The organism is Streptomyces misionensis, from assembly GCF_007896895.1.
GTDB lineage: Bacteria > Actinomycetota > Actinomycetes > Streptomycetales > Streptomycetaceae > Streptomyces > Streptomyces misionensis_A.
This window is the reverse complement of the sequence record NZ_VOGW01000013.1, coordinates 93,999-116,876: the sequence shown is the minus strand read 5'-3', so window position 1 is coordinate 116,876 and position 22,878 is coordinate 93,999. Positions and strand designations below refer to the sequence as shown.

General features: G+C 72.6%; 23 protein-coding genes. 17 read left to right on the top strand and 6 right to left on the bottom strand.

Annotated elements, in window-relative coordinates; genetic code table 11:
* Window positions 1-169: 169 nt before the first annotated feature.
* From FRZ03_RS02345 to FRZ03_RS02335, 3 genes are read left to right on the top strand one after another with little or no spacing between them, the layout of a single operon-like run.
* Entirely contained in the window at window positions 170-766 is a 597-nt protein-coding gene (locus FRZ03_RS02345) for a DUF5998 family protein (protein ID WP_146463486.1), read from the top strand.
* The gene (locus FRZ03_RS02340; protein WP_146463484.1) at window positions 766-1,956 is read left to right on the top strand and encodes an alkaline phosphatase family protein; all 1,191 of its coding nucleotides are present in this window, start codon (window positions 766-768) and stop codon (window positions 1,954-1,956) included. Before FRZ03_RS02345 ends, FRZ03_RS02340 begins: the two co-directional genes overlap by 1 nt.
* Window positions 1,957-2,004: 48 nt before the next feature.
* Entirely contained in the window at window positions 2,005-2,655 is a 651-nt protein-coding gene (locus FRZ03_RS02335) for a thymidine kinase (protein ID WP_146463483.1), read from the top strand.
* A gap of 71 nt (window positions 2,656-2,726) precedes the next feature.
* Here the strand turns inward: FRZ03_RS02335 and FRZ03_RS02330 are convergent, their stop codons facing one another.
* Window positions 2,727-3,518: a VOC family protein gene (locus tag FRZ03_RS02330; protein WP_146463480.1), complete on the bottom strand. Its 792-nt coding sequence runs from the start codon at window positions 3,516-3,518 to the stop codon at window positions 2,727-2,729.
* Between the two features lie 330 nt (window positions 3,519-3,848).
* Here FRZ03_RS02330 and FRZ03_RS02325 point away from each other — a divergent pair, with 330 nt between their 5' ends.
* Complete coding sequence (locus FRZ03_RS02325) at window positions 3,849-4,700, top strand: sulfurtransferase (protein ID WP_146463479.1); 852 nt, start codon at window positions 3,849-3,851, stop codon at window positions 4,698-4,700.
* Between the two features lie 68 nt (window positions 4,701-4,768).
* Here the strand turns inward: FRZ03_RS02325 and sepH are convergent, their stop codons facing one another.
* Window positions 4,769-5,812 (bottom strand): septation protein SepH, encoded by a 1,044-nt coding sequence (sepH, locus tag FRZ03_RS02320; RefSeq protein WP_146463478.1) that lies wholly within the window; start codon window positions 5,810-5,812, stop codon window positions 4,769-4,771.
* Between the two features lie 480 nt (window positions 5,813-6,292).
* On the opposite strand from sepH, the gene FRZ03_RS02315 reads away from it, so the two are divergent.
* Window positions 6,293-7,036 (top strand): hypothetical protein, encoded by a 744-nt coding sequence (locus FRZ03_RS02315; protein WP_146463476.1) that lies wholly within the window; start codon window positions 6,293-6,295, stop codon window positions 7,034-7,036.
* On the opposite strand, the gene FRZ03_RS02310 is transcribed toward FRZ03_RS02315, so the two are convergent.
* On the bottom strand, window positions 6,960-8,291 hold the full coding sequence (locus FRZ03_RS02310; protein WP_146463474.1) for a D-arabinono-1,4-lactone oxidase: 1,332 nt from the start codon (window positions 8,289-8,291) through the stop codon (window positions 6,960-6,962). The genes FRZ03_RS02315 and FRZ03_RS02310 overlap by 77 nt on opposite strands.
* The gene (locus FRZ03_RS02305) at window positions 8,239-9,489 is read right to left on the bottom strand and encodes an MFS transporter (RefSeq protein WP_146463472.1); all 1,251 of its coding nucleotides are present in this window, start codon (window positions 9,487-9,489) and stop codon (window positions 8,239-8,241) included. Before FRZ03_RS02305 ends, FRZ03_RS02310 begins: the two co-directional genes overlap by 53 nt.
* Before the next feature lie 171 nt (window positions 9,490-9,660).
* On the opposite strand from FRZ03_RS02305, the gene FRZ03_RS02300 reads away from it, so the two are divergent.
* Together FRZ03_RS02300 and FRZ03_RS02295 are read left to right on the top strand one after the other, a co-directional pair.
* Window positions 9,661-10,788, top strand: a complete 1,128-nt coding sequence (locus FRZ03_RS02300; protein ID WP_146463470.1) for a ferrochelatase — start codon at window positions 9,661-9,663, stop codon at window positions 10,786-10,788.
* A gap of 8 nt (window positions 10,789-10,796) precedes the next feature.
* Entirely contained in the window at window positions 10,797-11,612 is an 816-nt protein-coding gene (locus tag FRZ03_RS02295) for an inositol monophosphatase family protein (protein ID WP_146463468.1), read from the top strand.
* Window positions 11,613-11,698: 86 nt separating this feature from the next.
* Here FRZ03_RS02295 and FRZ03_RS38765 read toward each other — a convergent pair whose 3' ends face one another.
* Complete coding sequence (locus FRZ03_RS38765; protein ID WP_167381439.1) at window positions 11,699-11,872, bottom strand: hypothetical protein; 174 nt, start codon at window positions 11,870-11,872, stop codon at window positions 11,699-11,701.
* 412 nt (window positions 11,873-12,284) lie between these two features.
* Between FRZ03_RS38765 and FRZ03_RS02290 the strand changes: the two genes are divergently transcribed.
* From FRZ03_RS02290 to FRZ03_RS02275, 4 genes are all read left to right on the top strand, one after another.
* A complete protein-coding gene (locus FRZ03_RS02290; RefSeq protein WP_020125132.1) occupies window positions 12,285-12,938 on the top strand; it encodes a response regulator transcription factor in 654 nt (217 codons plus the stop codon).
* Window positions 12,939-12,944: 6 nt separating this feature from the next.
* Window positions 12,945-14,192, top strand: a complete 1,248-nt coding sequence (locus tag FRZ03_RS02285) for a sensor histidine kinase (protein ID WP_146463466.1) — start codon at window positions 12,945-12,947, stop codon at window positions 14,190-14,192.
* A gap of 402 nt (window positions 14,193-14,594) precedes the next feature.
* Entirely contained in the window at window positions 14,595-14,891 is a 297-nt protein-coding gene (locus FRZ03_RS02280) for a DUF4193 domain-containing protein (RefSeq protein WP_037654155.1), read from the top strand.
* 13 nt (window positions 14,892-14,904) lie between these two features.
* Window positions 14,905-15,819, top strand: a complete 915-nt coding sequence (locus tag FRZ03_RS02275; RefSeq protein WP_146463465.1) for a hypothetical protein — start codon at window positions 14,905-14,907, stop codon at window positions 15,817-15,819.
* Window positions 15,820-15,834: 15 nt separating this feature from the next.
* On the opposite strand, the gene FRZ03_RS02270 is transcribed toward FRZ03_RS02275, so the two are convergent.
* Complete coding sequence (locus FRZ03_RS02270) at window positions 15,835-16,323, bottom strand: DUF3093 domain-containing protein (RefSeq protein ID WP_146463463.1); 489 nt, start codon at window positions 16,321-16,323, stop codon at window positions 15,835-15,837.
* A gap of 112 nt (window positions 16,324-16,435) precedes the next feature.
* On the opposite strand from FRZ03_RS02270, the gene FRZ03_RS02265 reads away from it, so the two are divergent.
* The 6 genes from FRZ03_RS02265 to FRZ03_RS02240 all read left to right on the top strand — a co-directional run bounded on the left by FRZ03_RS02265 (window position 16,436) and on the right by FRZ03_RS02240 (window position 22,856).
* Window positions 16,436-17,020 carry a PaaI family thioesterase gene (locus tag FRZ03_RS02265; RefSeq protein ID WP_146463461.1) on the top strand — a complete coding sequence of 195 codons (585 nt, stop codon included), beginning with the start codon at window positions 16,436-16,438 and terminating at the stop codon, window positions 17,018-17,020.
* Window positions 17,017-17,577, top strand: a complete 561-nt coding sequence (gene dut, locus FRZ03_RS02260; protein ID WP_146463460.1) for a dUTP diphosphatase — start codon at window positions 17,017-17,019, stop codon at window positions 17,575-17,577. Before FRZ03_RS02265 ends, dut begins: the two co-directional genes overlap by 4 nt.
* 1 nt (window position 17,578) lies before the next feature.
* Complete coding sequence (locus FRZ03_RS02255; protein ID WP_146463458.1) at window positions 17,579-18,343, top strand: DUF3710 domain-containing protein; 765 nt, start codon at window positions 17,579-17,581, stop codon at window positions 18,341-18,343.
* Between the two features lie 372 nt (window positions 18,344-18,715).
* Window positions 18,716-19,420 carry an ABC transporter ATP-binding protein gene (locus FRZ03_RS02250; protein WP_146463456.1) on the top strand — a complete coding sequence of 235 codons (705 nt, stop codon included), beginning with the start codon at window positions 18,716-18,718 and terminating at the stop codon, window positions 19,418-19,420.
* 125 nt (window positions 19,421-19,545) lie between these two features.
* Window positions 19,546-22,140 carry a sensor histidine kinase gene (locus FRZ03_RS02245; protein ID WP_261398467.1) on the top strand — a complete coding sequence of 865 codons (2,595 nt, stop codon included), beginning with the start codon at window positions 19,546-19,548 and terminating at the stop codon, window positions 22,138-22,140.
* Window positions 22,137-22,856, top strand: a complete 720-nt coding sequence (locus tag FRZ03_RS02240; RefSeq protein WP_146463454.1) for a response regulator — start codon at window positions 22,137-22,139, stop codon at window positions 22,854-22,856. The genes FRZ03_RS02245 and FRZ03_RS02240 overlap by 4 nt, the downstream gene beginning before the upstream one ends.
* Window positions 22,857-22,878: the final 22 nt, after the last annotated feature.

The following is a 22,878-nucleotide window of genomic DNA, read 5'->3' as shown; positions in this document are numbered from 1 at the left end:
CCCCGGCGTTCACCCGTGTGTCCCCGGGAGGTTCCCGGCCCCGTGGATCGCGGTGCGTGCCTCGGCGCCGGGCGGCCCGGAGCTTCCTCGGTCATCGGCGCCGGGCGGCCCGGACCCGCCTTGACCATCGGCGCCGGGCGGCCCGGACCCACCTTGGCCACGGACTAGGATGGACGCCATGGCCAAGACCAGTACGACGACCCAGGGGCTGCGCGCGGCGATCGAGCGCAGCGGCTACTACCCGGCCCTCGTGGCCGAGGCGGTGGAGGCCGCGGTGGGCGGCGAGCCCATCCGGTCGTACCTGGTCCACCAGGAGACCACGTTCGACCAGAACGAGGTGCGCCGCCATGTGACCGTCCTGGTCCTCACCGCCAACCGCTTCATCGTCAGCCACACCGACGAGCAGGCCGCCGACAGCACCTCCCCGACGCCGTACGCCACCACCTCCACCGAGTCGGTGAAGCTCGGCCGGATCTCCTCCGTCGTGGTCAGCCGGGTGGTGGCCAACCCCGAGCAGTACACCCCGGGCACCCTGCCCCGCGAGGTCGTGCTGACCATCGGCTGGGGCGCGGTGAGCCGGATCGACCTGGAGCCCGCCGCCTGCGGCGACCCCAACTGCGACGCCGACCACGGCTACACCGGCAGCTCCACGGCGGACGACCTGAGCCTGCGCGTCAGCGAGGCCGGGGACGGACCGGAGACGGTGCGCGAGGCGCTCGCCTTCGCGCAGGCCATCTCGGAGGCGACCGCGGACATCACCCGCTGATGTCCCAGCTCTCCGCCTGGGACCACCCGGAACCCCTCGCCCTGGACACCGCGCCGCTGCCCCAGTACGGCACCGGCTCCCTCGCCGACCTGCTGCCCACCCTCGCCGCCGGCATGGGTGTCCCCGGCATGTCCGCGACGATCACCGAGCTGACCCCGGCCGACCGGGCCTGTGTCTTCCTGGTCGACGGCCTCGGCTGGGAGCAGCTGCGCGCCCATCCCGACGAGGCCCCCTTCCTCACCTCGCTGCTCGGCAGCTCCCGCGGCGGCACCGGCCGCCCGCTCACCGCGGGCTACCCGGCGACCACCGCGACCTCCCTCGCCTCCGTCGGCACCGGCCTGCCGCCCGGCGCGCACGGCCTGCCCGGCTACACGGTCCGCGACCCGGCCACCGGCGCGCTGATGAACCAGCTGCGCTGGCAGCCGTACACCGACCCGCGCCCCTGGCAGCCGTACCCCACCGTCTTCCAGCTGGCCCACGACGCCGGGGTGCACGCCGCCCAGGTGTCCTCGCCCGCCTTCCAGCACACCCCGCTCACCAAGGTCGCGCTCAGCGGCGGCAGCTTCCACGGCAGGCTGTCCGGTGAGGAGCGGATGGACCTGGCCGCCGAGCAACTGGCCGCCGGGGACCGCTCGCTGGTGTACACGTACTACGCCGAACTCGACGGCTCCGGCCACCGCTACGGCGTCGCCTCCGACACCTGGCGCGGCCAGCTGATGTACGTCGACCGGCTGGCCCAGCGCCTCGCCGAGCAACTGCCCCCGCGCAGCGCGCTCTACGTCACCGCCGACCACGGCATGATCGACGTGCCGTTCGACGACGAGCACCGCATCGACTTCGACACGGACTGGGAGCTGCGCGCCGGTGTCGCCCTGCTGGGCGGCGAGGGCCGGGCCCGGCACGTGTACGCGGTGCCGGGCGCCCACAACGACGTGCTGACCTGCTGGCGCGAGGTGCTGGGGGAGCAGTTCTGGGTGGCCTCGCGGGACGAGGCGATCCAGGCGGGCTGGTTCGGGCCGCACGTGGACGAGCGGGTGTACGCCCGGCTCGGGGACGTGATCGCGGCCGCGTACGACGACGTCCTGATCATCGCCTCCGAGCGGGAACCGAAGGAGTCCGCGCTGGTGGGCAACCACGGTTCGATGACCCCCGTGGAGCAGCTCGTCCCGCTGCTCGAAGTACGCTCCTGACCCCCTACCGCTTCCCTCCCCATCTCGCCGAAAGGTGTTCAACTCCTCATGCCCGAGCTGGTGTTCTTCTCCGGAACGATGGACTGCGGGAAGTCGACGCTGGCTCTGCAGATCGAGCACAACCGCTCCGCGCGCGGCCTGGCCGGGATGATATTCACCCGCAACGACCGCGCGGGCGCGGGCAAGCTCTCCTCCCGCCTCGGCCTGGTCACCGACGCGGTCGAGGTCGCCGACGACCAGGACCTGTACGCCTACGTCGTGGACCACCTCTCGCAGGGCGGCCGGATCGACTATGTGATCGCGGACGAGGCCCAGTTCCTGGCGCCCGGCCAGATCGACCAGCTGGCCCGTGTGGTGGACGACCTCGGCGTGGACGTCTTCGCCTTCGGCATCACCACCGACTTCCGCTCCAAGCTCTTCCCCGGCTCCCAGCGGCTGGTGGAACTGGCCGACCGCATCGAGGTGCTCCAGGTGGAGGCGCTGTGCTGGTGCGGCGCCCGCGCCACGCACAACGCCCGCACGGTCGGCGGGGAGATGGTGGTCGAGGGCGCCCAGGTGGTCGTCGGAGACGTCAATCAGGAGGCGGGCGAGATCGGTTACGAGGTGCTGTGCCGCCGCCACCACCGGCGCCGGATGACCGCGGCGACGGCCCGCGCGGCGGCCATCTCCCCGGACGTGCTGCCGGTCTCGTCCTCCTGAGCCGGTCTCCCGAGCCGGTCCCCCTGGGCCCGTCATCCTGGTCCGGTCCCCCTGAGCCCGCCCGAAATCCTTCAGCGCGGCTCCTGGACCACCGAGAACACCGCGCCCTCCGGGTCCGCCACCGTCCCCGCCCGCCCGTGCGGGCCGTCGTGGGCCGGGCGGACCACCCGGCCGCCGAGCGCGGTCACCCGGCGCAGGGCCTCGTCGGTGTCGGCCACGTGGAAGCAGGTCGCCCAGTACGGTCCCCGGTCCCGGGGCAGCGCCCGGCCCAGCCCCTGCAGTCCGGCCACCGGGCGCCCGTCGACGCGCAGGGTCACATAGTCCGCACCGGCGTCGGCCGCCGGGTCCGTCTCGTAACCGAACACGCTCGCGTAGAACTTGGTGACGCTCTCCGTCTCGAACGTGAGCAGTTCGTTCCAGGCGGGCGTGCCCGGCACCCCGGTGACCGGGGTGCCCAGGCGCACGAGGCCCTGCCAGATGCCGAACACCGCGCCACAGGGGTCGGCGGCGATGGCCAGCCGCCCGGCCTCGTCCGCGTCCAGCGGGCCGACCGCCACCGTGCCGCCGCACAGCCGCACCGCGTCTGCCGTGCGGTCCACGTCGTCCGTGGCGAGGTAGGGCGTCCAGGCGATCGGCAGCCGGTGGTCCGGCGGCAACTGGCCCATGCCGGCCACCTCGTGCCCGTCGAGCAGCGCCCGCACGTACGGGCCGAGCTGCCGCGGGCCCGGTCGGAACTCCCAGCCGAACAGCGCCCCGTAGAACTCCTCGGTGGCGGTGAGCCCGCGCGCCATCAGGCTCACCCAGCAGGGCGTGCCGGGCGCGCGCAGCGCGTGCGGACCGGCCGACTCCCGTGCCTCGGTCATCGATCACTCTCTCCCCGGCCGCCCGTGTGGTGGCCGTGTCGCTTCCGCTCCCCCGGCAGGGGTGTGCTCGCCGCCGGCGCGTACGCCCGTACCGGTGTCCGCATCTTCCACGCTCTGGCGGCCATGTCCCGCCGCCGCGCCGCCACTTGGCGATGACTTCGGAAGATGTCCAGGGCTGACGTCTTTCGCCGCATCCTGATGATGTCGGACCGGTGTCCGACGGACGTACGACACGTGCTCGATCTCTTACGTTCGGTGACCGACACTGCCCGGCCGAGCAGCGTAGCCGTACCTGGACGCCGCGGCCACCCCTGGCGTATGCATGGCGCCATGACAGTCATCATCACCGCATCCGAACTCGCCCGGGACCTCGTCGGCGAGGCGCCGCCGGTCCTGCTGGACGTCCGCTGGCAGCTGAGCCTGGCGAAGGCGGCGGGTGCCCCGGCCTTCGACGGCCGGGCCGAGTACGCGGCCGGGCACATCCCCGGCGCGGTCTTCGTCGACCTGGACCGGGAACTGGCGGCGGCCCCGGGCGGGCGCGGCCGCCATCCGCTGCCGGACCTCGCGGAGTTCGGCGCCGCGATGCGCCGCGCGGGTGTGTCGGCGAGCCGTCCGGTCGTCGTCTACGACGGCGGACAGGGCTGGGCCGCCGCGCGCGCGTGGTGGCTGCTGCGCTGGACGGGTCACCCGGACGTGCGGGTCCTGGACGGCGGGTTGCCGTCCTGGGAGGGCGAGTTGGCGACCGGGGCGCCCACCCCGGCCGAGGGCGACTTCAGCCCGGCGCCGGGCGCGGCGGGCCTGCTGGACGCGGACGGTGCCGCGGCCCTGGCCCGCACGGGCGTGCTGCTGGACGCCCGCGCGGGGGAGCGGTACCGGGGCGAGGTGGAGCCCGTGGACCGGGTCGGCGGGCACATCCCGGGCGCGGTCTCCGCGCCGACGACGGAGAACGTCGGCCCCGACGGTCGCTTCCTGCCCGCGGCCGAGCTGAAGGACCGCTTCAAGGCGCTCGGCGTCAGCGCCGACACGGAGGTGGGCGTCTACTGCGGCTCGGGCGTGTCGGCAGCGCACGAGGTGCTGGCCCTCGCGGTGGCGGGTATCCCGGCGGCGCTGTACGTCGGTTCCTGGTCGGAGTGGTCCGCGGACCCGTCCCGTCCGGTCGCGACGGGCGCCGACCCGCGGTAGCGGGCCGGCGGAAGCCCGAGAGGGGCGGCTCACCGGTGACCCGCCCCTGCCCGTCGTCGTACGGCCGGCTACTCCTGCTTCTTGCGGCGGGTGCCGAACACGATCTCGTCCCAGCTCGGGACGGCCGCCCGGCGGCCGGGGCGGACGCCGTCGGCCTCCGCCTGACGGTCGGTCGCGCCGACCAGCCGGTCGCGGTGGCTGCCGACCGAGCGGGGCATGAGGACGTCCGCGTAGGCCGAACCGGCCGAGGCGGCGGGCGCCGGCGGCTCCTCCGCGACGGCCTCCTCGTCGGGCTCGTCCGAGGGGTCCGGGGCGCGTTCCGGGACCACCATGTCGCCGCGGAAGGACGGCACGGCCTCCAGGAGGCTGGTCAGCGAGTCCCGTTCACCGGTGCTCTCCTCGGCGGGTTCCGCCGCCTGCGCGGGCAGGGACGGCCGCTCCCGGTCGGTCTGCCGGTCCAGGGCGCGGTCCATGGAGCGCTCGCGCGGCAGCCGGGCGATGCGCGGGACGAACGGGAAGCTCGGCTCGGGCGCGGCGAGGTCGTCGGACTCGCCGATCAGCGAGCGCGCCTCGTCGTCCACGGCCTGGACCAGCCGCCGAGGCGGGTCGTACGTCCAGCTCGCGGAGTGCGGTTCGCCGGCGACCCGGTAGACGAGCAGGACCTCCCAGGTGCCGTCGTCGCGGCGCCAGGAGTCCCACTGCACGGTGTCCTTCTCGGCGCCGCGCAGCAGCAGCCGTTCCTGGACGGCCTCGCCGAGCAGCGGGCCGGAGTTCTCGCCCGGGCGGCGGACCGGGGTCTTGCGGGCGCGTTCGGCCATGAAGGCGCGTTCGGCCAGCACCGGACCCTCGAAGCGCCGCACCCGGTCGACGGGGATGCCCGCGAGCTGCGCGACCTCTTCCGCGGTGGCACCGGCTCGTATCCGCGCCTGGATGTCGCGGGGGCGCAGATGGCTCTCGACCTCGATCTCGATCTGGCCGAGGCGCGGCCGGTCGCCGCGTACGGCGGCGCGCAGCCGTTCGTCGATCGGAAGCGTGTACTCCGTTGAGTCGGCAGCCTTCAGCACCAGCCGTGTGCCGTCATTCGAGACGGCCACGACACGCAGTTCGGGCATGGGGACCTCCCGGGTGGTGCCTGCCGACGTCACGTGCGTCGCTGCTTCCGCTAGTCGAGTGTGGCCTGCCCGGGTGCAGCCTGCCACAACCTTGCCGAGTTGCCCGGCGTGTCGGGCACGGGCCCTGGATCGCCGTTATGGCACGGTTACCTGTTCGCCACGCTAAGTGACCAAGTCCGTCACCCTGTGCAACTAGCCCCCTCCCGGCGGTCCTTGGTGGCCGCGGACACCCTGGTGGGAGGCCGGACCCAGGGTTCGCAACAGTACTCCATTCGGGCCACGTGCGTGGATTGGCGCGCCGCCCAACTTCTGGCAACGGGCGCGACTTGGCCCGCCGCAACCGGTTTTGTCGATCATGAACGTGGCGAACTTCACCTAATCTCCAGAAACGGAACTAATGGTTTCGTGCGTACGTCCCTATCTCGTGCAGTCGGCCACTCAATGTCGATCAAGTACGGGAAAGGCAGGCAAGTTCCGGGTATGCGCGAAACACCCGATACGGAGCGGAAGCGGTTCGACCTCAACGTCCCCCAGGTGGCGGGAAGCGCCCTGGCGGCGGTCGTGGCGGCCAAGCTGGCTTCCTCCTTCGGCGTGTACGGCACGATCCTCGGCGCGGGCGTCGTCAGTGTGATCGCCACCTGTGGCGGCACCGTCTTCCAGCACTTCTTCAAGCGGACCGGCGAACAGCTGCGGGTGGTCAAGACCGGGGCCCGGCCCCAGGTGCAGGTGCCACCGGTCCCGGGCGAGTTCTCCGAGGGCACCGTCTACCGGGCCCGGATCAAGAGCTGGCGCCGGCCGCTGGTCGCCGCCGCTCTCGTGTTCGGGGTGACCATGGGCGGCATCACGGTGTACGAACTGGTGTCCGGCAGCAGTTTCAGCGGCGGCACCGGCACCACGGTCGGCGACGCCGTCGGCGGGCGGCACTCGTCCGCACACCGGACGAACGACCCCCAGCCCGGCCAGGACCCCTCCTGGACCCCCTCGCACACCGCCCCGACCGGCGGCGTCCCCTCGCAGGGCGCCGGCACCGGCACCGGCGGCGGTACGACGGACCCGGCGACGCCCACCCCGAGCGCCTCGCCGGACGGCCGGACCGGTGGCGGCCAGGCCGGCCCGACCCCCACGCCCAGCGGCTCCGCCCCGGCGGCTACGCCCCCAGCACCCTCCGCAGATAGTCGTTCTGGAACAGCCGATCCGGGTCAAGGCGGTCCCGCAACGCCGTGAACTCGGCGAACCTCGGATACACCCGGGCGAGGTACTCCGCGTCCCGGGTGTGCACCTTGCCCCAGTGCGGCCGGCCCTCGTGCGCGGTGAAGATCCGCTCGGCGGCGGTGAAGTACGCCTGGTACGGCGTGCCCCGGTACATGTGCACGGCGACGTACGCGCTGTCCCGGCCGGAGGCGGTGGACAGGGTGATGTCGTCGGCCGGGGCGGTGCGCACCTCCACCGGGAAGCTGACGCGCAGGCCCGAGCGCTCCACCATGGTCTTCAGCTCGCGCACCGTCTCCACCAGGGCCGCGCGCGGAACGGCGTACTCCATCTCCACGAAGCGCACCCGGCGCGGCGAGGTGAAGACCTTGTAGGGGATGTCGGTGTACGACCGCGCGGACAGGGCCTGGCTGGAGATCCGCGCGATGCCCGGGACGGCGCCGGGGACCGCCCGGCCGATCCACTGGGCCACCTGGAAGACGCCGTTGGACAGGAACTCGTCCTCGAACCACCCGGCCAGCTGCCCCACGGGCCGCTCGGGGCCCAGGCTGCGGTTGTTGCGCTTGGTGGTGGTGTTCTCGGTGTGCGGGAACCAGTAGAACTCGAAGTGCTCGTTCTCCGCCCACAGTCGGTCGAACTCGGCGAGGACCCGGTCGAGGGGCATCGGTTCCTCGCGGGCGGTGAGCAGGAACAGCGGTTCCACGGCGAAGGTGATCGCGGTGACGACACCGAGCGCGCCGAGCCCCGTCCGTGCGGCCGCGAAGACCTCGGGGTTCTCCTTCTCGGAGCAGGTGAGTACCGAGCCGTCCGCCGTGACGAGTTCGAGGCCCTTGATCTGGGCGGCGATGGAGGCCGAGTCGCGGCCCGTGCCGTGCGTGCCGGTGCTGGTGGCGCCGGAGACCGTCTGCTCCATGATGTCGCCCATGTTGGTGAGCGACAGGCCCTCGCGCGCCAGGGCGGCGTTGAGCCTCTTGAGCGGGGTGCCGGCCTCGACCGTGACGGTCATGGCCTCCCGGTCGACGGCGCGTATGCCGGTCAACAGTTGAGGGCGTATCAAGACGCCGTCGGTGGCGGCGATCGAGGTGAAGGAGTGCCCGGTGCCGACCGCCTTCACCTTCAGGCCGTCCTCGCGCGCCCGGCGCACCGCCGCGGCCAGCTCCTCGACCGAGGCCGGCTCGACCTGCCGGGCGGGCCGGGCCGCGACGTTCCCGCCCCAGTTACGCCATGTGCCGTTCGCGCCGCTCGTCTTCCCGCTCGCTGTGGTGCTCAACGGTGCCTCCCCGACCCGCGGCCGGCCTGCGCAGCCGGCGGTACCCGAGGAAACCGACCACGACCGCGACGGCCCCGGACAGCGCCGGAACCCCGTACCCGGCCCGCGCGCCGGCGGCGTCGATCACCGTGCCGCCCAGCGAGGAGCCGAGGGCCACGCCGACCGCCAGGCCGGTGCTCACCCAGGTCATGCCCTCGGTGAGCTGCGCGCGAGGTACGTGCTCTTCGATGAGGGACATCGTCGTGATCATCGTCGGTGCGATGGACAGCCCCGCAACGAACAGCGCCACGGCCAGAAGCGGCAGGTTTCCGACCAGTAGGAGGGGGATCATACTCACGGCCATGGCGGTGACGCCCAGCAGCCAGCGGCGTTCCGGCGCCCCCGCGAGGCGCAGCAGCCCGAAGACCGCCCCGGCCACACAGGAACCGGCCGCGTACACGGCGAGCACCACGCTCGCCGCGCCCTTGTGACCGCGTTCGTCGGCGAAGGCGACCGTGACCACGTCCACCGACCCGAAGATCGCGCCGGTCGCCACGAAGGTCGCCACCAGCACCTGGAGGGCCCGCGAGCGCAGGGCGGTGCCGCCGCCGTGCCGCTCGCGCGGGTGCGGCTTCGGCTCGGTGGCCCGCTGCGCGGTCAGCCAGCAGACGCCGGCCGCCAGGAAGCAGGCGGCCAGCAGCGGGCCGGCCTCGGGGAACCAGGCCGTGCACAGGCCGATGGAGACGATCGGCCCGAAGATGAAGCAGACCTCGTCCATGACCGACTCGAACGAGTAGGCGGTGTGCAGCTTGGGCGTGCCCCGGTACAGGGCCGCCCAGCGGGCCCGGATCATCGCGCCGAGGCTCGGCACCGCGCCGATGCCGGCGGCGCAGACGAACAGCGCCCAGTCCGGCCATCCGAAGTGCGCCACGAGCAGCAGTCCGGTCGTCGCCGCGAGGGCCACGAGGGTCGCGGGCCGCAGCACCCGGCTCTGTCCGTGCCGGTCCACCAGGCGGGACACCTGCGGGCCGAGGATCGCCGCGGACAGCGCGATGGTGGCCGACAGGGCGCCCGCGAGCCCATAGCGCCCGGTGAGCTGGGAGACCATCGTGACCACGCCGATGCCCATCATGGACAACGGCATCCGGCCGAGCAGCCCGGCGGCCGAGAAGGCCTTGGTACCGGGCGCGTCGAACAAGGCTCTGTAGGGGCTGGGCACGTGGTCTCCGAGGCGGTCCGTAAGGCGCGAATACGGCGGATACAGCTTACGAGTTAGGCGACCCTAAGGGCATCCGGTTTTCCATGTGGAAATATCGTCATGAACCATTTGGAACCCGACTCTTCACCCCGCGCTTGCCGGGCTGTCGGTGCCGGGTGGCAGGATCGAGACATGCCAGACGCGCTCGATGCCACCCCGTACGACGCCCTGCTCCTGCTGTCCTTCGGCGGTCCCGAAGGTCCCGAGGACGTGGTCCCGTTCCTGGAGAACGTCACGCGGGGGCGCGGCATCCCCAAGGAACGCCTGAAGGAAGTCGGGCAGCACTACTTCCTGTTCGACGGGGTCAGCCCCATCAACGGCCAGAACCGCGCCCTGATCGAGGCGCTGCGCGAGGACTTCGCCGGGCACGGCCTGGACCTGCCGGTCTACTGGGGCAACCGCAACTGGGCGCCGTACCTGACCGACACCCTGCGCCGGATGGTCGCCGACGGCCGCCGCCGCGTCCTGGTGCTCGCCACCAGCGCCTACGCCTCCTACTCCGGCTGCCGCCAGTACCGCGAGAACCTCGCCGACGCGCTGGCCACCCTGCAGGGCGAGGGCCTCGACCTCCCGAAGATCGACAAGCTGCGCCACTACTTCAACCACCCCGGCTTCGTCGAGCCCATGATCGACGGCGTGCTGCGCTCCCTCGCCGACCTCCCCGAGGACGTCCGCGACGGCGCCCACATCGCCTTCACCACGCACTCCATCCCCACGGCCGCCGCCGACACCTCCGGCCCCGTCGAGGCCCACGGCGAGGGCGGCGCCTACGTGGAGCAGCACCTGGACGTGGCCCGGCTGATCGCCGACGCCGTCCGCGAGCGCACCGGCGTGGACCACCCCTGGCGGCTCGTCTACCAGTCCCGCTCCGGCGCCCCGCACATCCCGTGGCTGGAGCCCGACATCTGCGACCACCTGGAGGAGCGGCACGCGGCGGGCGTCCCGGCGGTCGTCATGGCCCCCATCGGCTTCGTCTCCGACCACATGGAGGTCCTGTACGACCTCGACACCGAGGCCAGGGCCAAGGCCGAGGAGCTGGGTCTGCCGGTGCGGCGCTCGGCCACCGTGGGCGCCGACCCCCGGTTCGCGGCCGCCGTGCGCGAGCTGGTCCTGGAGCGCGCCGCCACCGAGCGCGGCCAGGCCGTCACCCCCTGCGCCCTGGGTGCCCTGGGCGCGAGCCACGACGTCTGCCCGGTCGGCTGCTGCCCGTCCCGGGCGCCCCGCCCGGCCGCCGCGGGCGCCGACAGCCCCTACGCGTGAGGAGAGCCGTGACCGACGCCCTGCACAGGGAACTGCTGGAACTGGCCCAGGAGGCCGCCCGGCGCGCCGGCGAGCTGCTGCGGGACGGCCGCCCGGCCGACCTCGCCGTGGCACGGACCAAGTCCAGCCCGATCGACGTCGTCACCGAGATGGACATCGCGGCGGAGAAGCTGATCACCGATCTGATCTCCGAACGGCGCCCCGACGACGGCTTCCTCGGCGAGGAGGGCGCCTCCGTCGCCGGCAGCAGCGGCATCCGCTGGGTGATCGACCCGCTCGACGGCACCGTGAACTACCTCTACGGCCTGCCGACCTGGGCGGTCTCCATCGCGGCCGAACGGGACGGCGAGACCGTGGCCGGGGTCGTCGCGGCCCCGATGCGCGGTGAGACGTACCAGGCGGTCCGCGGCGGCGGCGCCTGGGCCACCGGCGCATGGGAGGGCGAGCGGGCGCTCGCCTGCCGCCCCGCGCCCCCGCTGGACCAGGCACTGGTCTCCACCGGCTTCAACTACGTCGCCGAGGTCCGGGCCCACCAGGCCGAGGTGGCCGCCCGGCTGATCCCGCTGCTCAGGGACATCCGGCGCGGCGGCTCGGCCGCCATCGACCTGTGCGACCTGGCCTGCGGCCGGCTCGACGGGTACTACGAGCGCGGACTGCACCCGTGGGACCACGCCGCGGGGGACCTCATCGCCCGGGAGGCGGGCGCGCTGACCGGTGGACGGCCCGGAGAGCGCCCCGGACGCGATCTGACGGTCGCGGGCACCCCGGGCGTCTTCGAGCCCCTCCAGCGGCTGCTGGAGGACTTCGGGGCCTGGCACGACTGACGGTCGGGCACGTGGGCACACGCGAAGGGACCCCGGCGCTGGATTCGCCGGGGTCCCTCGCCGTCGCTTCAGCGCGCTCGGATCGATCAGACGCGTGACGCGCCGACCTCCACACCGTGTTCGGCGGCGAGGCGGCGCAGGTCGTCGAGCTCTGCCTGCTCCACCTCGACGAGGAAGTCGTCGCCCTCGTCACGAGCCCGAGACAGGTCGGACTCGGTCGCCTTTATGCGCTGGAGAAGTCCTGCGGTGAAAGCGTCCATGCTGCGCCCCCTCGTCCAGGGTCGGTGGGTCGGTGGCACGGGGGTGTGCCGTCGGGAAGGGACGATCACGCCTTCCGCAGGTGCCCGACGCGCCCTGGCCGGGCGGCTACGGTGCCGGACACCCGCGCCCGCTCTGCACAAGCGGATCGCGAGGTACCGCATGGTGCTGCGGCACATGCAGAGCGTGATCGCGGGGTGTAAACCCGTCCTCCCCCCGCTGCATTCCCGGGAAACCTCGCCGGCGGAGAAAATCTCGCATTCCCGCCCCTGGACGCCCGTTCCCACGGCCGGGACACCGCTTACAGCCGACTTATGACCGAAAAGGGCAGGATGGAGTCACACTCCACGAACACCCCTGCCCGCGCGGGGCGCCCGGTGCGCCACGCGGGTGGACACAGGAAGGACTAGCGACGTGCGCGTACTCGTCGTCGAGGACGAGCAACTGCTCGCCGATGCGGTGGCCACCGGACTGCGCCGGGAGGCCATGGCCGTCGACGTCGTGTACGACGGTGCGGCCGCCCTGGAGCGCATCGGCGTCAACGACTACGACGTGGTCGTCCTCGACCGCGACCTCCCGCTCGTGCACGGCGACGACGTCTGCCGCAAGATCGTCGAGCTGGGCATGCCCACCCGCGTGCTCATGCTCACCGCCTCCGGCGACGTCAGCGACCGCGTCGAGGGCCTGGAGATCGGTGCCGACGACTACCTGCCCAAGCCGTTCGCGTTCAGCGAGCTGATCGCACGCGTGCGCGCCCTCGGCCGCCGCACCAGCCTGCCCCTGCCGCCCGTCCTGGAGCGCGCCGGCATCAAGCTCGACCCCAACCGCCGCGAGGTCTTCCGCGACGGCAAGGAGGTCCAGCTCGCCCCCAAGGAGTTCGCCGTCCTGGAAGTGCTCATGCGCAGCGAGGGCGCCGTCGTCTCGGCGGAGCAGCTGCTGGAGAAGGCCTGGGACGAGAACACCGACCCGTTCACCAACGTGGTCCGGGTGACCGTGATGACCCTGCGCCGCAAACTCGGCGAGCCCCCCGTGATCGTCACCGTGCCCGGCTCCGGCTACCGGATCTGATCCGCCATGGCCGCGACACCCGCACCCCCGCAAGCGCCGCCCAAGCCCACCTGGGACCCCCGGCGGCCGCAGGCCCCCTTCCCGTGGCTGCGGCCCACCATCCGCATACGGCTCACCCTGCTGTACGGCGGCATGTTCCTGATCGCCGGCATCCTGCTGCTGTCGATCATCTACCTGCTGGCCGCGCAGGCCATCAGCACCGGCAACCAGCCGCTGTTCAAGATCGTCAGCTTCCAGGAGCTGAAGGTCTCCAGCGACAACTGCCCCGCGATCAACACCACCAGCCTGCCGCTGGCGGACTTCAACGACGCGATCAGCCAGTGCGTGGACCACCAGCGCCAGGTCGCCCTGGACAACCTGCTCAGCCGCTCGCTGCTGGCCCTGCTGGGCCTCGCCGTGATCGCCTTCGCGTTCGGGTACGCGATGGCGGGCCGGGTGCTGTCCCCGCTCGGCCGGATCACCCGCACCGCCCGCGCGGTGGCCGGCTCCGACCTGTCCCGCCGGATCGAGCTGGACGGCCCGGACGACGAGCTCAAGGAGCTGGCCGACACCTTCGACGAGATGCTGGAGCGCCTCCAGCGGGCCTTCACCGCCCAGCAGCGCTTCGTCGGCAACGCCTCCCACGAGCTGCGCACCCCGCTCGCGATCAACCGCACGCTCCTGGAGGTCCACCTCTCCGACCCGAACGCGCCGGTGGAGCTCCAGCAGCTCGGCAAGACGCTGCTGGCCACCAACGAGCGCAGCGAACAGCTGGTCGAGGGCCTGCTGCTGCTCGCCCGCAGCGACAACCAGATCGTGGAGCGCAAACCGGTCGACCTGGCCGAGGTGGCCACCCAGGCCATCGACCAGGTGCGGTCCGAGGCCGAGGCCAAGGGCGTGGAGATCCGCGGCGAGCGCAGACCGGCCGTGGTGCAGGGCAACGGCGTGCTCCTGGAGCGGATCGCGCTGAACCTCGTCCAGAACGCCGTGCGCTACAACGTGGCCGAGGACGGCTGGGTCGAGGTGGACACCGAGGTCCGGCACGGACAGGCGGTGCTCACCGTCTCGAACACCGGTCCGGTGGTGCCCGCCTATGAGATCGACAACCTTTTCGAGCCCTTCAGGCGGCTGCGCACGGAGCGCACGGGCAGCGACAAGGGCGTGGGCCTCGGCCTGTCCATCGTGCGGTCCGTGGCCCGCGCGCACGGCGGACACATCGCGGCCCGGCCCCGCGAGGGCGGTGGCCTGGTGATGCATGTGACACTTCCGCTGTGATCCGCAGCGGAAAACATCGACACACGCGAGGGATGTTCGCTCGACGCGGAATTTTCCAGAGGCCGAATGGGCTTCTCTCTGTGTGATCGATCACATGGGCGGATTTCCGGCCATGTACTGTCAGTGATCATGACAGATGGCAGAAAGCCCGGAAAGTCCTGGTTTTCAGGCCTCTTGATCACGGGAAGTACACGTTGAGGCGCCTTTGAGGTGCGGTATTCGAAGCGTGTACGGTCCTCACCGCCATCCAAGCCGATCACTCTCGGGGGATCGGGTTGGGTGTCGATTGAGTAACAGCCCTTGATGTGAGGCAAAATCTCCGCCTCAGGTCGGGCACAAGTCCGGCCTCTCACGCGTTACGTGCGCTGGAGACACCGCAGACACCCAGAGGGGGAGAGCGATATGGCAACCGACTACGACACTCCACGCAAGACCGACGATGACGTCGACTCGGACAGCCTGGAAGAGCTGAAGGCCCGGCGGAACGACAAGACCACCTCCGCAGTGGACGTCGACGAGTTCGAGGCCGCCGAGGGACTCGAACTGCCCGGAGCGGACCTCTCGAACGAGGAACTGGCCGTCCGGGTCCTGCCGAAGCAGCAGGACGAGTTCACCTGCATGAGCTGCTTCCTGGTCCACCACCGCAGCCAGCTGGCCCGCGAGAAGAACGGTCAGCCGATCTGCCGCGACTGCGACTGAGGAGGGGTCGGCCATGACTGGCTCGACCCCTCCCCGGAAGCGCCGCCTTTCCCAGCGGAAGGCGGACCAAGGGCCGCTCGACGGCTCATTCGGCGCGCGTGACGACGAGCGTGGCTCCCCGGCCGCGGGAGCCCCGCTCGAACCGACGGCGGACCGGGCCGACCACCCGGCGCCGGAGCAGGGGCCCGCGCCCGTCGCCAGGCGACGGGTTCGGGTCATCAGCGGCAAGGCCCGGGACATCGCCCGGGAAGGCGCCCGCAGGAGCGGCTCCCGCGCCCGCGCGGGGCTGGCCCACCTCGCGGACCGGGTCATCGACATCGCCCCGCGTGTGCCCGTACGCGACCTCGCGACGCTGCGCAGGCAGTTCCCGGGCCTCGGCCCCGAGGAACTGGCCGACAAACTGGTGGCGGGCGCCGCGGCCGGCACCTCGACCATCGGGGCCGGCATCGGCGCGATGGCCATGCTGCCCGTGCCGCCCGCCCTGCCGACCGAACTGGCCACGGAGATCACCGGGGTCGCCGCGGTCGAACTGAAGCTCATCGCGGAACTGCACGAGGTCTACGGCGTACGCCCGCCCGGCGGCCTCAAGGTCCGCAGCACCGCGTATCTGTCCTCCTGGTCGGGGGAGCGCGGGATCGACGTGACGAAGCCGTCGACGTACGACGCGGCCCTCGGCGGCCGCATGAAGCGCGAACTGCGCCAGCAGATCATGAAGCGCATGGTGCGCGACATGCCCACCCTGATGCCGTTCATGGTGGGCGCCGCGGTCGGGGCGGTCCTGAACCGCCGGGACACCAGGAGACTCGCGGCCCGCGTCCGCGCCGACCTGCGCAAGATCCAGGTCCCCTGGGAGGAGCTGGAGCAGCAGCCGCCCCTGGATCAGCCTGCCGAGCCGCTGAAGATGCGCGATCTGCCCAAGGAACTCTGACTTCTCACGAACTTCTCAGGCGCGGTTCTCCGGCGCGCTCGGGGCGTTGGCCGCGCGTGCCGCCTCGATCGCCGCCGCCAGCCGCTCGGGCTCCCGCGTCGACAGGTACAGGTACGGCGTCGGGTCGTCGGGGTCCGTCACGATTACCCGCAGCGCCCGGGGGATGTACGCGCGCAGCAGCAGGAACGCGCGCACGTCCGCCTTGTGCGTGCGCCAGGCGCGGGCCTCCTCCGGGTCCAGCACCTCCGACTCGCCCAGCGCCGACACCGGGATCTTCGCCTCGCCCGCGATCAGCGAGTCGCCCACCACGCGGATGCGCGGGGAGCCGTACGCGCTGGCGACCACCGCGGACGCGGCCGTGCCGCCGACCAGGCCGCCGAGGATCGGCAGGGTGCCGAAGGGGAACAGGATCAGGGCGAACGAGACGCCGACGAGAAGGCTGATCAGCCACCACGAGCGGGGGGCGGTGAGGCGTTCTTCGTACGGGGTGGCGGAGTGCTGCATGAAGCCAAGCTTGGCACGGGGAGCCGGATGCCCCGGAACCAGGGGGAGCCGGTGCAGGGCACCGCGGGCGGGGCGGTGATGGGCGGCGGACGGACGGGTAAGGTCTGCGGCTGTGAGTGGTAGTTCCGCAAGCCTTCAGCCCCCCGCCGACGCGGTGAAACCGGTACGGCACCCCGACGCGCCCGCGCCCGGGGAGCTTCTCGGCGCCCACTACGAACACTGCTTCGGCTGCGGCCCCGGACAGCCGCACGGGCTGCACCTGGAGGCACGGGCGGGCGAGGGTGTCTCGCTGACCGCCGAGTTCACCGTCCAGGCCGCCCACCAGGGCGCCCCCGGCCTCGCGCACGGCGGGGTGCTGGCCACCGCACTGGACGAGACCCTGGGCTCGCTGAACTGGCTGCTGCGCACCATCGCCGTCACCGGCCGCCTGGAGACGGACTACCTGCGGCCCGTGCCCGTCGGCACCACGCTCCACCTGGAGGCCGAGGTCACCGCCGTCGCCGGGCGGAAGATCTACTCCACCGCCGTCGGCCGCCTCGACGGCCCCGAGGGGCCGGTCGCCGTCCGCGCCGACGCCCTCTTCGTCGAGGTGAAGGTCGACCACTTCGTCGACCACGGCCGCCCCGAGGAGATCCAGGCCGCCATGAACGACCCCGACCAGGTCCGCCGGGCCCGCGCCTTCGAGGTGAACCCGTGAGCCCCGCCGGCCGTGCCCCGCTCGACGTCCTGCTCAGGCGCGTGGACCCGGACGTACCGCTTCCGGCCTACGAGCACCCCGGGGACGCCGGCGCCGATCTGCGCACCACCGAGGCGTGCGAACTGGGACCCGGGGAGCGGGCCGTTCTGCCCACGGGCGTGTCGATCGCCCTCCCGGAGGGGTACGCGGCCTTCGTGCACCCGCGTTCCGGTCTCGCCGCCCGCTGCGGTGTCGCCCTCGTGAATGCCCCGGGGACGGTTGATGCCGGGTACCGTGGGGAGATCAAGGTGATCGTGGTGAATCTCGACCCGCGCGAGAGTGTGCGGTTCGAGCGCTTCGACCGGATTGCCCAACTGGTCGTCCAGCAGGTCGAGCGGGTCCGCTTCCAGGAGGTGGCGGAGCTTCCCGGCTCTGCGCGGGCCGAAGGGGGCTTCGGGTCCACCGGTGGCCATGCCGCGGTGGGCGACGAGAGCGGCACAAGCGGCCGGTCCGCCAACAGCGGTCCGGCGGGTGGGAATCGATACGCTTCGGTCGTATCCGACCGGGAAGGACAGTGACGTGTTCGGACGTCGCAACAAGAAGGGTGCCGCCGAGGACGCGGCCGGCGAGGCCGAGCAGGTCGTCGACAGCGTCGACACCGAGGCGGACGAGGAAGCGGAGGCCGAGCGCGAACGCGTCCGGCTGGAGCCCGGTCCCCGGCCCGAGGGGCCGTGGGACAGCACCGAGGTGCGCGACCCGGCCGAGGGCCGGGTGGACCTCGGGGGACTGTTCGTGCCGGGCGTGGACGGCATGGAGCTGCGGGTCGAGGTCGCCGGTGACGCGATCGTGGCCGCCACCGTCGTCCTGAACGACAGCGCCGTCCAGCTCCAGGCCTTCGCCGCGCCCAAGCGCGAGGGCATCTGGGGCGAGGTCCGCGAGGAGATCGCGTCCGGCATCACCCAGCAGGGTGGCATCGTCGACGAGGTCGAGGGCCCGCTCGGCTGGGAGCTGCGCGCCCAGGTGCCGGTCCAGCTGCCGGACGGCACGGGCGGCTTCCAGGTGGTGCGGTTCGTCGGTGTGGACGGCCCCCGCTGGTTCCTGCGCGGAGTGATCTCCGGCCAGGGCGCGGTGCAGCCGCAGGCCGCCGGGCTGCTGGAGCAGATCTTCCGGGACACCGTCGTGGTCCGCGGCGAGGGCCCGATGGCGCCCCGCGACCCGATCGTGCTCAAGCTGCCGAACGACGCGCAGATGGTCCCCGAGGGCGTGCAGCAGGAGGAGTCCTCGCGGTTCTCCGGCGGGATGGGGCAGTTGCAGCGCGGACCGGAGATCACGGAAGTCCGCTAGGGCCTCTCGTTCGGATCAGGCCGGGCTCGCGGGGCCCGGCACGCGCACCTGCCGCGTTGTCGTCAGTCGCCGACGCGCCAAGTCGACTCCCTCCTCCGCCTTGCATCTGCACGCACCGGACCCCGCTCCCTGATCCGGCCTGATCCAAACGAAAGTGACCGGAAAGGTTCACCGGCTCGCGACGCCCGGCAGACCTCTCCGGCCACAGCACTGGCCGCTCCGCCTGCCCGGCAGGGGTGCACGGGCCGTGCCCCTCGGGGCACGGCCCGTTTTCGCGGTCGCCGCGCGGCCGCGGGCGGATACGGTCCCCGCGCCCCTTCCGGGCCGTGCCCCGCTCGGTGATACTGGCGCCCTGCCCACGGGGGAGGCGACATGGTCATGGTGCGGGTGGAGGGGATCCACAAGTCGTACGGGCGGGGCGCGGCCGCCGTGCACGCCCTGCGCGGGGTCTCCTTCGAAGTGCGCCCGGGTGAACTCGTCGCGCTCAAGGGGCGCTCGGGGTCCGGCAAGACCACGCTGCTCAACATCGTGGGCGGGCTCGACACCCCCGACCAGGGGCGGGTCGAGGTGGACGGGCGGCCGCTGGCGGAGCTGGGGGAGGACGAGCTGCTGCCGCTGCGCCGGGATCGGATCGGCTTCGTGTTCCAGTCCTTCGGGCTGATCCCGATCCTCACCGCGGCCGAGAACGTGGGCGTGCCGCTGCGGCTGCGACGGACCGAAGCCCGCAAGCGCGAGGAGCGCGTGACGTCGCTGCTGTCCCAGGTGGGGCTGGCGGAGCACGCCGGGCAGCGGCCCGGTGAGCTGTCCGGCGGCCAGCAGCAGCGGGTCGCCATCGCCCGCGCGCTCGCCAACCGCCCGGCCCTGCTGATCGCCGACGAGCCGACCGGCCAGCTGGACGCCGAGACCGGCCACGCCGTCATGGAGCTGCTGCGCGCCGTCGTGCACGGCGAGTCCCCCGAGGCGGGCGACGCCCCCGGAACACCCCCCGCCGTCCTGGTCGCCACCCACGACGCGGCCCTCATCGGCCTGGCCGACCGGGTGCTGGAACTCCACGACGGCGAGATCGTGGGCCGGTGACGGCCGGACCCCCATCAGGGTTCCGTCAAAGACTCCCCGCCCTCCGCGTCCCGTCCGGTTTGTCCGCATCGTTGGCCGTAAGGTCGACGCTGCGTACACACGGGTCACCGGAAGACAATGGAGCCATGGCACGCGGGAAGCTTCGGATCTATCTCGGCGCGGCACCGGGTGTGGGCAAGACGTACGCGATGCTGGCCGAGGCCCATCGCCGTACCGAGCGGGGCACCGACTGCGTGGTGGCCTTCGTCGAGCATCACGAGCGGCCCCGGACCGAGGTGATGCTGCACGGCCTGGAGCAGGTCCCCCGCAAGGAGCTGGAGTACCGCGGGGGCGTCTTCGGCGAGATGGACGTGGACGCCGTACTGCGCCGCGCGCCCGCCGTCGCCCTGGTGGACGAACTCGCGCACACCAACATCCCCGGCTCGCGCAACGCCAAGCGCTGGCAGGACGTGCAGGAACTGCTCGCCGCCGGGATCGACGTGGTCTCGACCGTCAACATCCAGCACCTGGAGTCACTCGGCGACATCGTCGAGTCGATCACCGGGGTGCGCCAGCGCGAGACCGTGCCCGACGAGGTGGTACGCCGGGCCGACCAGATCGAGCTGGTCGACATGTCCCCGGAGGCGCTGCGCCGCCGGATGGCGCACGGCAACATCTACCAGCCGGACAAGGTCGACGCGGCGCTCTCCAACTACTTCCGCCCCGGCAACCTCACCGCCCTGCGCGAACTGGCGCTGCTGTGGGTCGCCGACCGGGTGGACGAATACCTGAACCAGTACCGCAGCGAGCACCGGGTCTCCCGGATCTGGGGATCGCGTGAGCGGATCGTGGTCGGCCTGACCGGCGGACCCGAGGGCCGCACCCTGATCCGGCGGGCCGCGCGACTCGCCGAGAAGGGCGCCGGCGGCGAGGTCCTCGCCGTCTACATCGCCCGCAGCGACGGGCTGACCTCGGCCTCCCCGAAGGAACTGGCCGTCCAGCGGACCCTCGTCGAGGACCTGGGCGGCACCTTCCACCATGTGGTCGGCGACGACATACCGGCCGCGTTGCTGGACTTCGCGCGCGGCGTCAACGCCACCCAGATCGTGCTCGGCTCCTCGCGCCGCAAGGCCTGGCAGTACGTCTTCGGGCCCGGCGTCGGCGCCACCGTCGCCCGGGACTCGGGGCCCGACATCGACGTCCACATCGTCACCCACGAGGAGGTCGCCAAGGGGCGCGGGCTGCCGGTGGCCCGCGGCGCCCGGCTCGGCCGCACCCGCATCCTGTCGGGCTGGGCCGCGGGGGTCGGCGGCCCGGCGGTGCTGGCGCTGCTGCTGATCACCGTCGACATCGGCCTCGCCAACGACATGCTGCTGTTCCTGGCCGTCACGGTCGCGGCGGCCCTGCTCGGCGGCCTGCTGCCCGCGCTCGCCTCGGTGGCCTTCGGCTCGCTGCTGCTGAACTACTTCTACACCCCGCCCCTGCACCGCTGGACCATCGCCGACCCGAAGAACATCGTCGCCATAGTGATCTTCTTCTGGGTCGCCGTGTCGGTGGCCTCGGTGGTGGACCTCGCCGCCCGGCGCACCCACCAGGCGGCCCGGCTGCGCGCCGAGGCCGAGATCCTCTCCTTCCTCGCGGGCAACGTGCTGCGCGGCGAGACCAGCCTGGAGGAGCTGCTGGAACGGGTCCGCGAGACCTTCGCCATGGAGTCGGCGGCCCTGCTGGAGCGGCAGAGCGACGTCGAGCCCTGGAACTGCGTGGGCCGGGCCGGCTTCGGGCCCGCCCTGGAGCGGCCCGAGGACGCCGATGTGGACATGCCCGTCGGCGACCACATGGCGCTCGCCCTCACCGGCCGGCCGCTGCCCGCCGAGGACCGCAGGGTGCTCGCCGCCTTCGGCGCCCAGGCCGCCGTCGTCCTCGACCACCGCCGCCTCCAGGAGGAGGCCGACCGGGCGCGCACCCTCGCCGAGGGCAACCGCATCCGCACCGCCCTGCTCGCCGCCGTCAGCCACGACCTGCGCACCCCGCTGGCCGGGATCAAGGCCGCCGTCTCCTCGCTGCGCTCCGACGACGTCGACTGGTCCGAGGCGGACCGGGCCGAACTGCTGGAGGGAATCGAGGAGGGCGCCGACCGGCTCGACCACCTCGTCGGCAACCTGCTCGACATGTCCCGCCTGCAGACCGGCACCGTCACCCCGCTGATCCGCGAGATCGACGTGGACGAGGTCGTACCGATGGCCCTGGGCGGGGTGCCGGAGGACAGCGTCGACCTGGACGTGCCCGAGACGCTGCCGATGATCCAGGCCGACCCCGGACTGCTGGAGCGCGCGGTGGCCAACCTGGTGGAGAACGCCGTCAAGTACAGCCCGCCCGGACGGCGCGTCCTGGTCTCCGCCAGCGCCCTCGCCGACCGGGTGGAGGTGCGGGTGGTGGACCGCGGCCCCGGCGTGCCGGACGCGGCCAAGGACCGCATATTCGAGCCCTTCCAGCGGTACGGCGACGCCCCGCGCGGCGCCGGTGTCGGGCTCGGCCTCGCGGTCGCCCGCGGCTTCGCCGAGGCCATGGGCGGCACCCTGAACGCGGAGGACACGCCGGGCGGCGGACTCACCATGGTCCTCAGCCTGCGCAGCCCGCGCGGAACGCGCCCCTCGCCACAGCCCGGTCCCGGCACGGCGGCCGAGCCCGCCCCCGGGGACGCCGGAACGGACAACGCGGAACCAGAAAGGCAGACCCTATGATGAGCCCGAATGGGGGGACACCCCAGACCCCCACGAGGGTCCTCGTGGTCGACGACGAGCCGCAGATCGTGCGCGCCCTCGTGATCAACCTCAAGGCACGCAAGTACGAGGTCGACGCGGCCGCCGACGGCAGGACCGCCCTGGACCTCGCCGCCTCCCGCCACCCCGACGTGGTCGTCCTCGACCTGGGCCTGCCCGACATGGACGGCGTCGAGGTGATCAGGGGCCTGCGCGGCTGGACCCGGGTGCCGATCCTGGTGCTGTCCGCCCGCCACTCCTCCGACGAGAAGGTCGAGGCCCTGGACGCGGGCGCCGACGACTACGTCACCAAGCCCTTCGGCATGGACGAGCTGCTGGCCCGGCTGCGGGCCGCCGTGCGCCGCGCCGAGCCGGTCGGCGCCGGCGAGGACGGCCTGACCGCCGTGGACGCCGAGGGCTTCACCGTCGACCTGGCCGCCAAGAAGGTCAACCGCGACGGCCGGGACGTCCGGCTCACCCCCACCGAGTGGCACCTGCTGGAGGTGCTGGTCCGCAACACCGGCCGCCTGGTCAGCCAGAAGCAGCTCCTCCAGGAGGTGTGGGGGCCGTCGTACGGGACGGAGACCAACTACCTGCGGGTCTACATGGCACAGCTGCGCCGCAAGCTGGAGGCGGACCCCTCGCACCCGAAACACTTCATCACCGAGCCCGGAATGGGGTACCGGTTCGAGAAGTGAGGAGGTGCGCGTACCGGGAGTG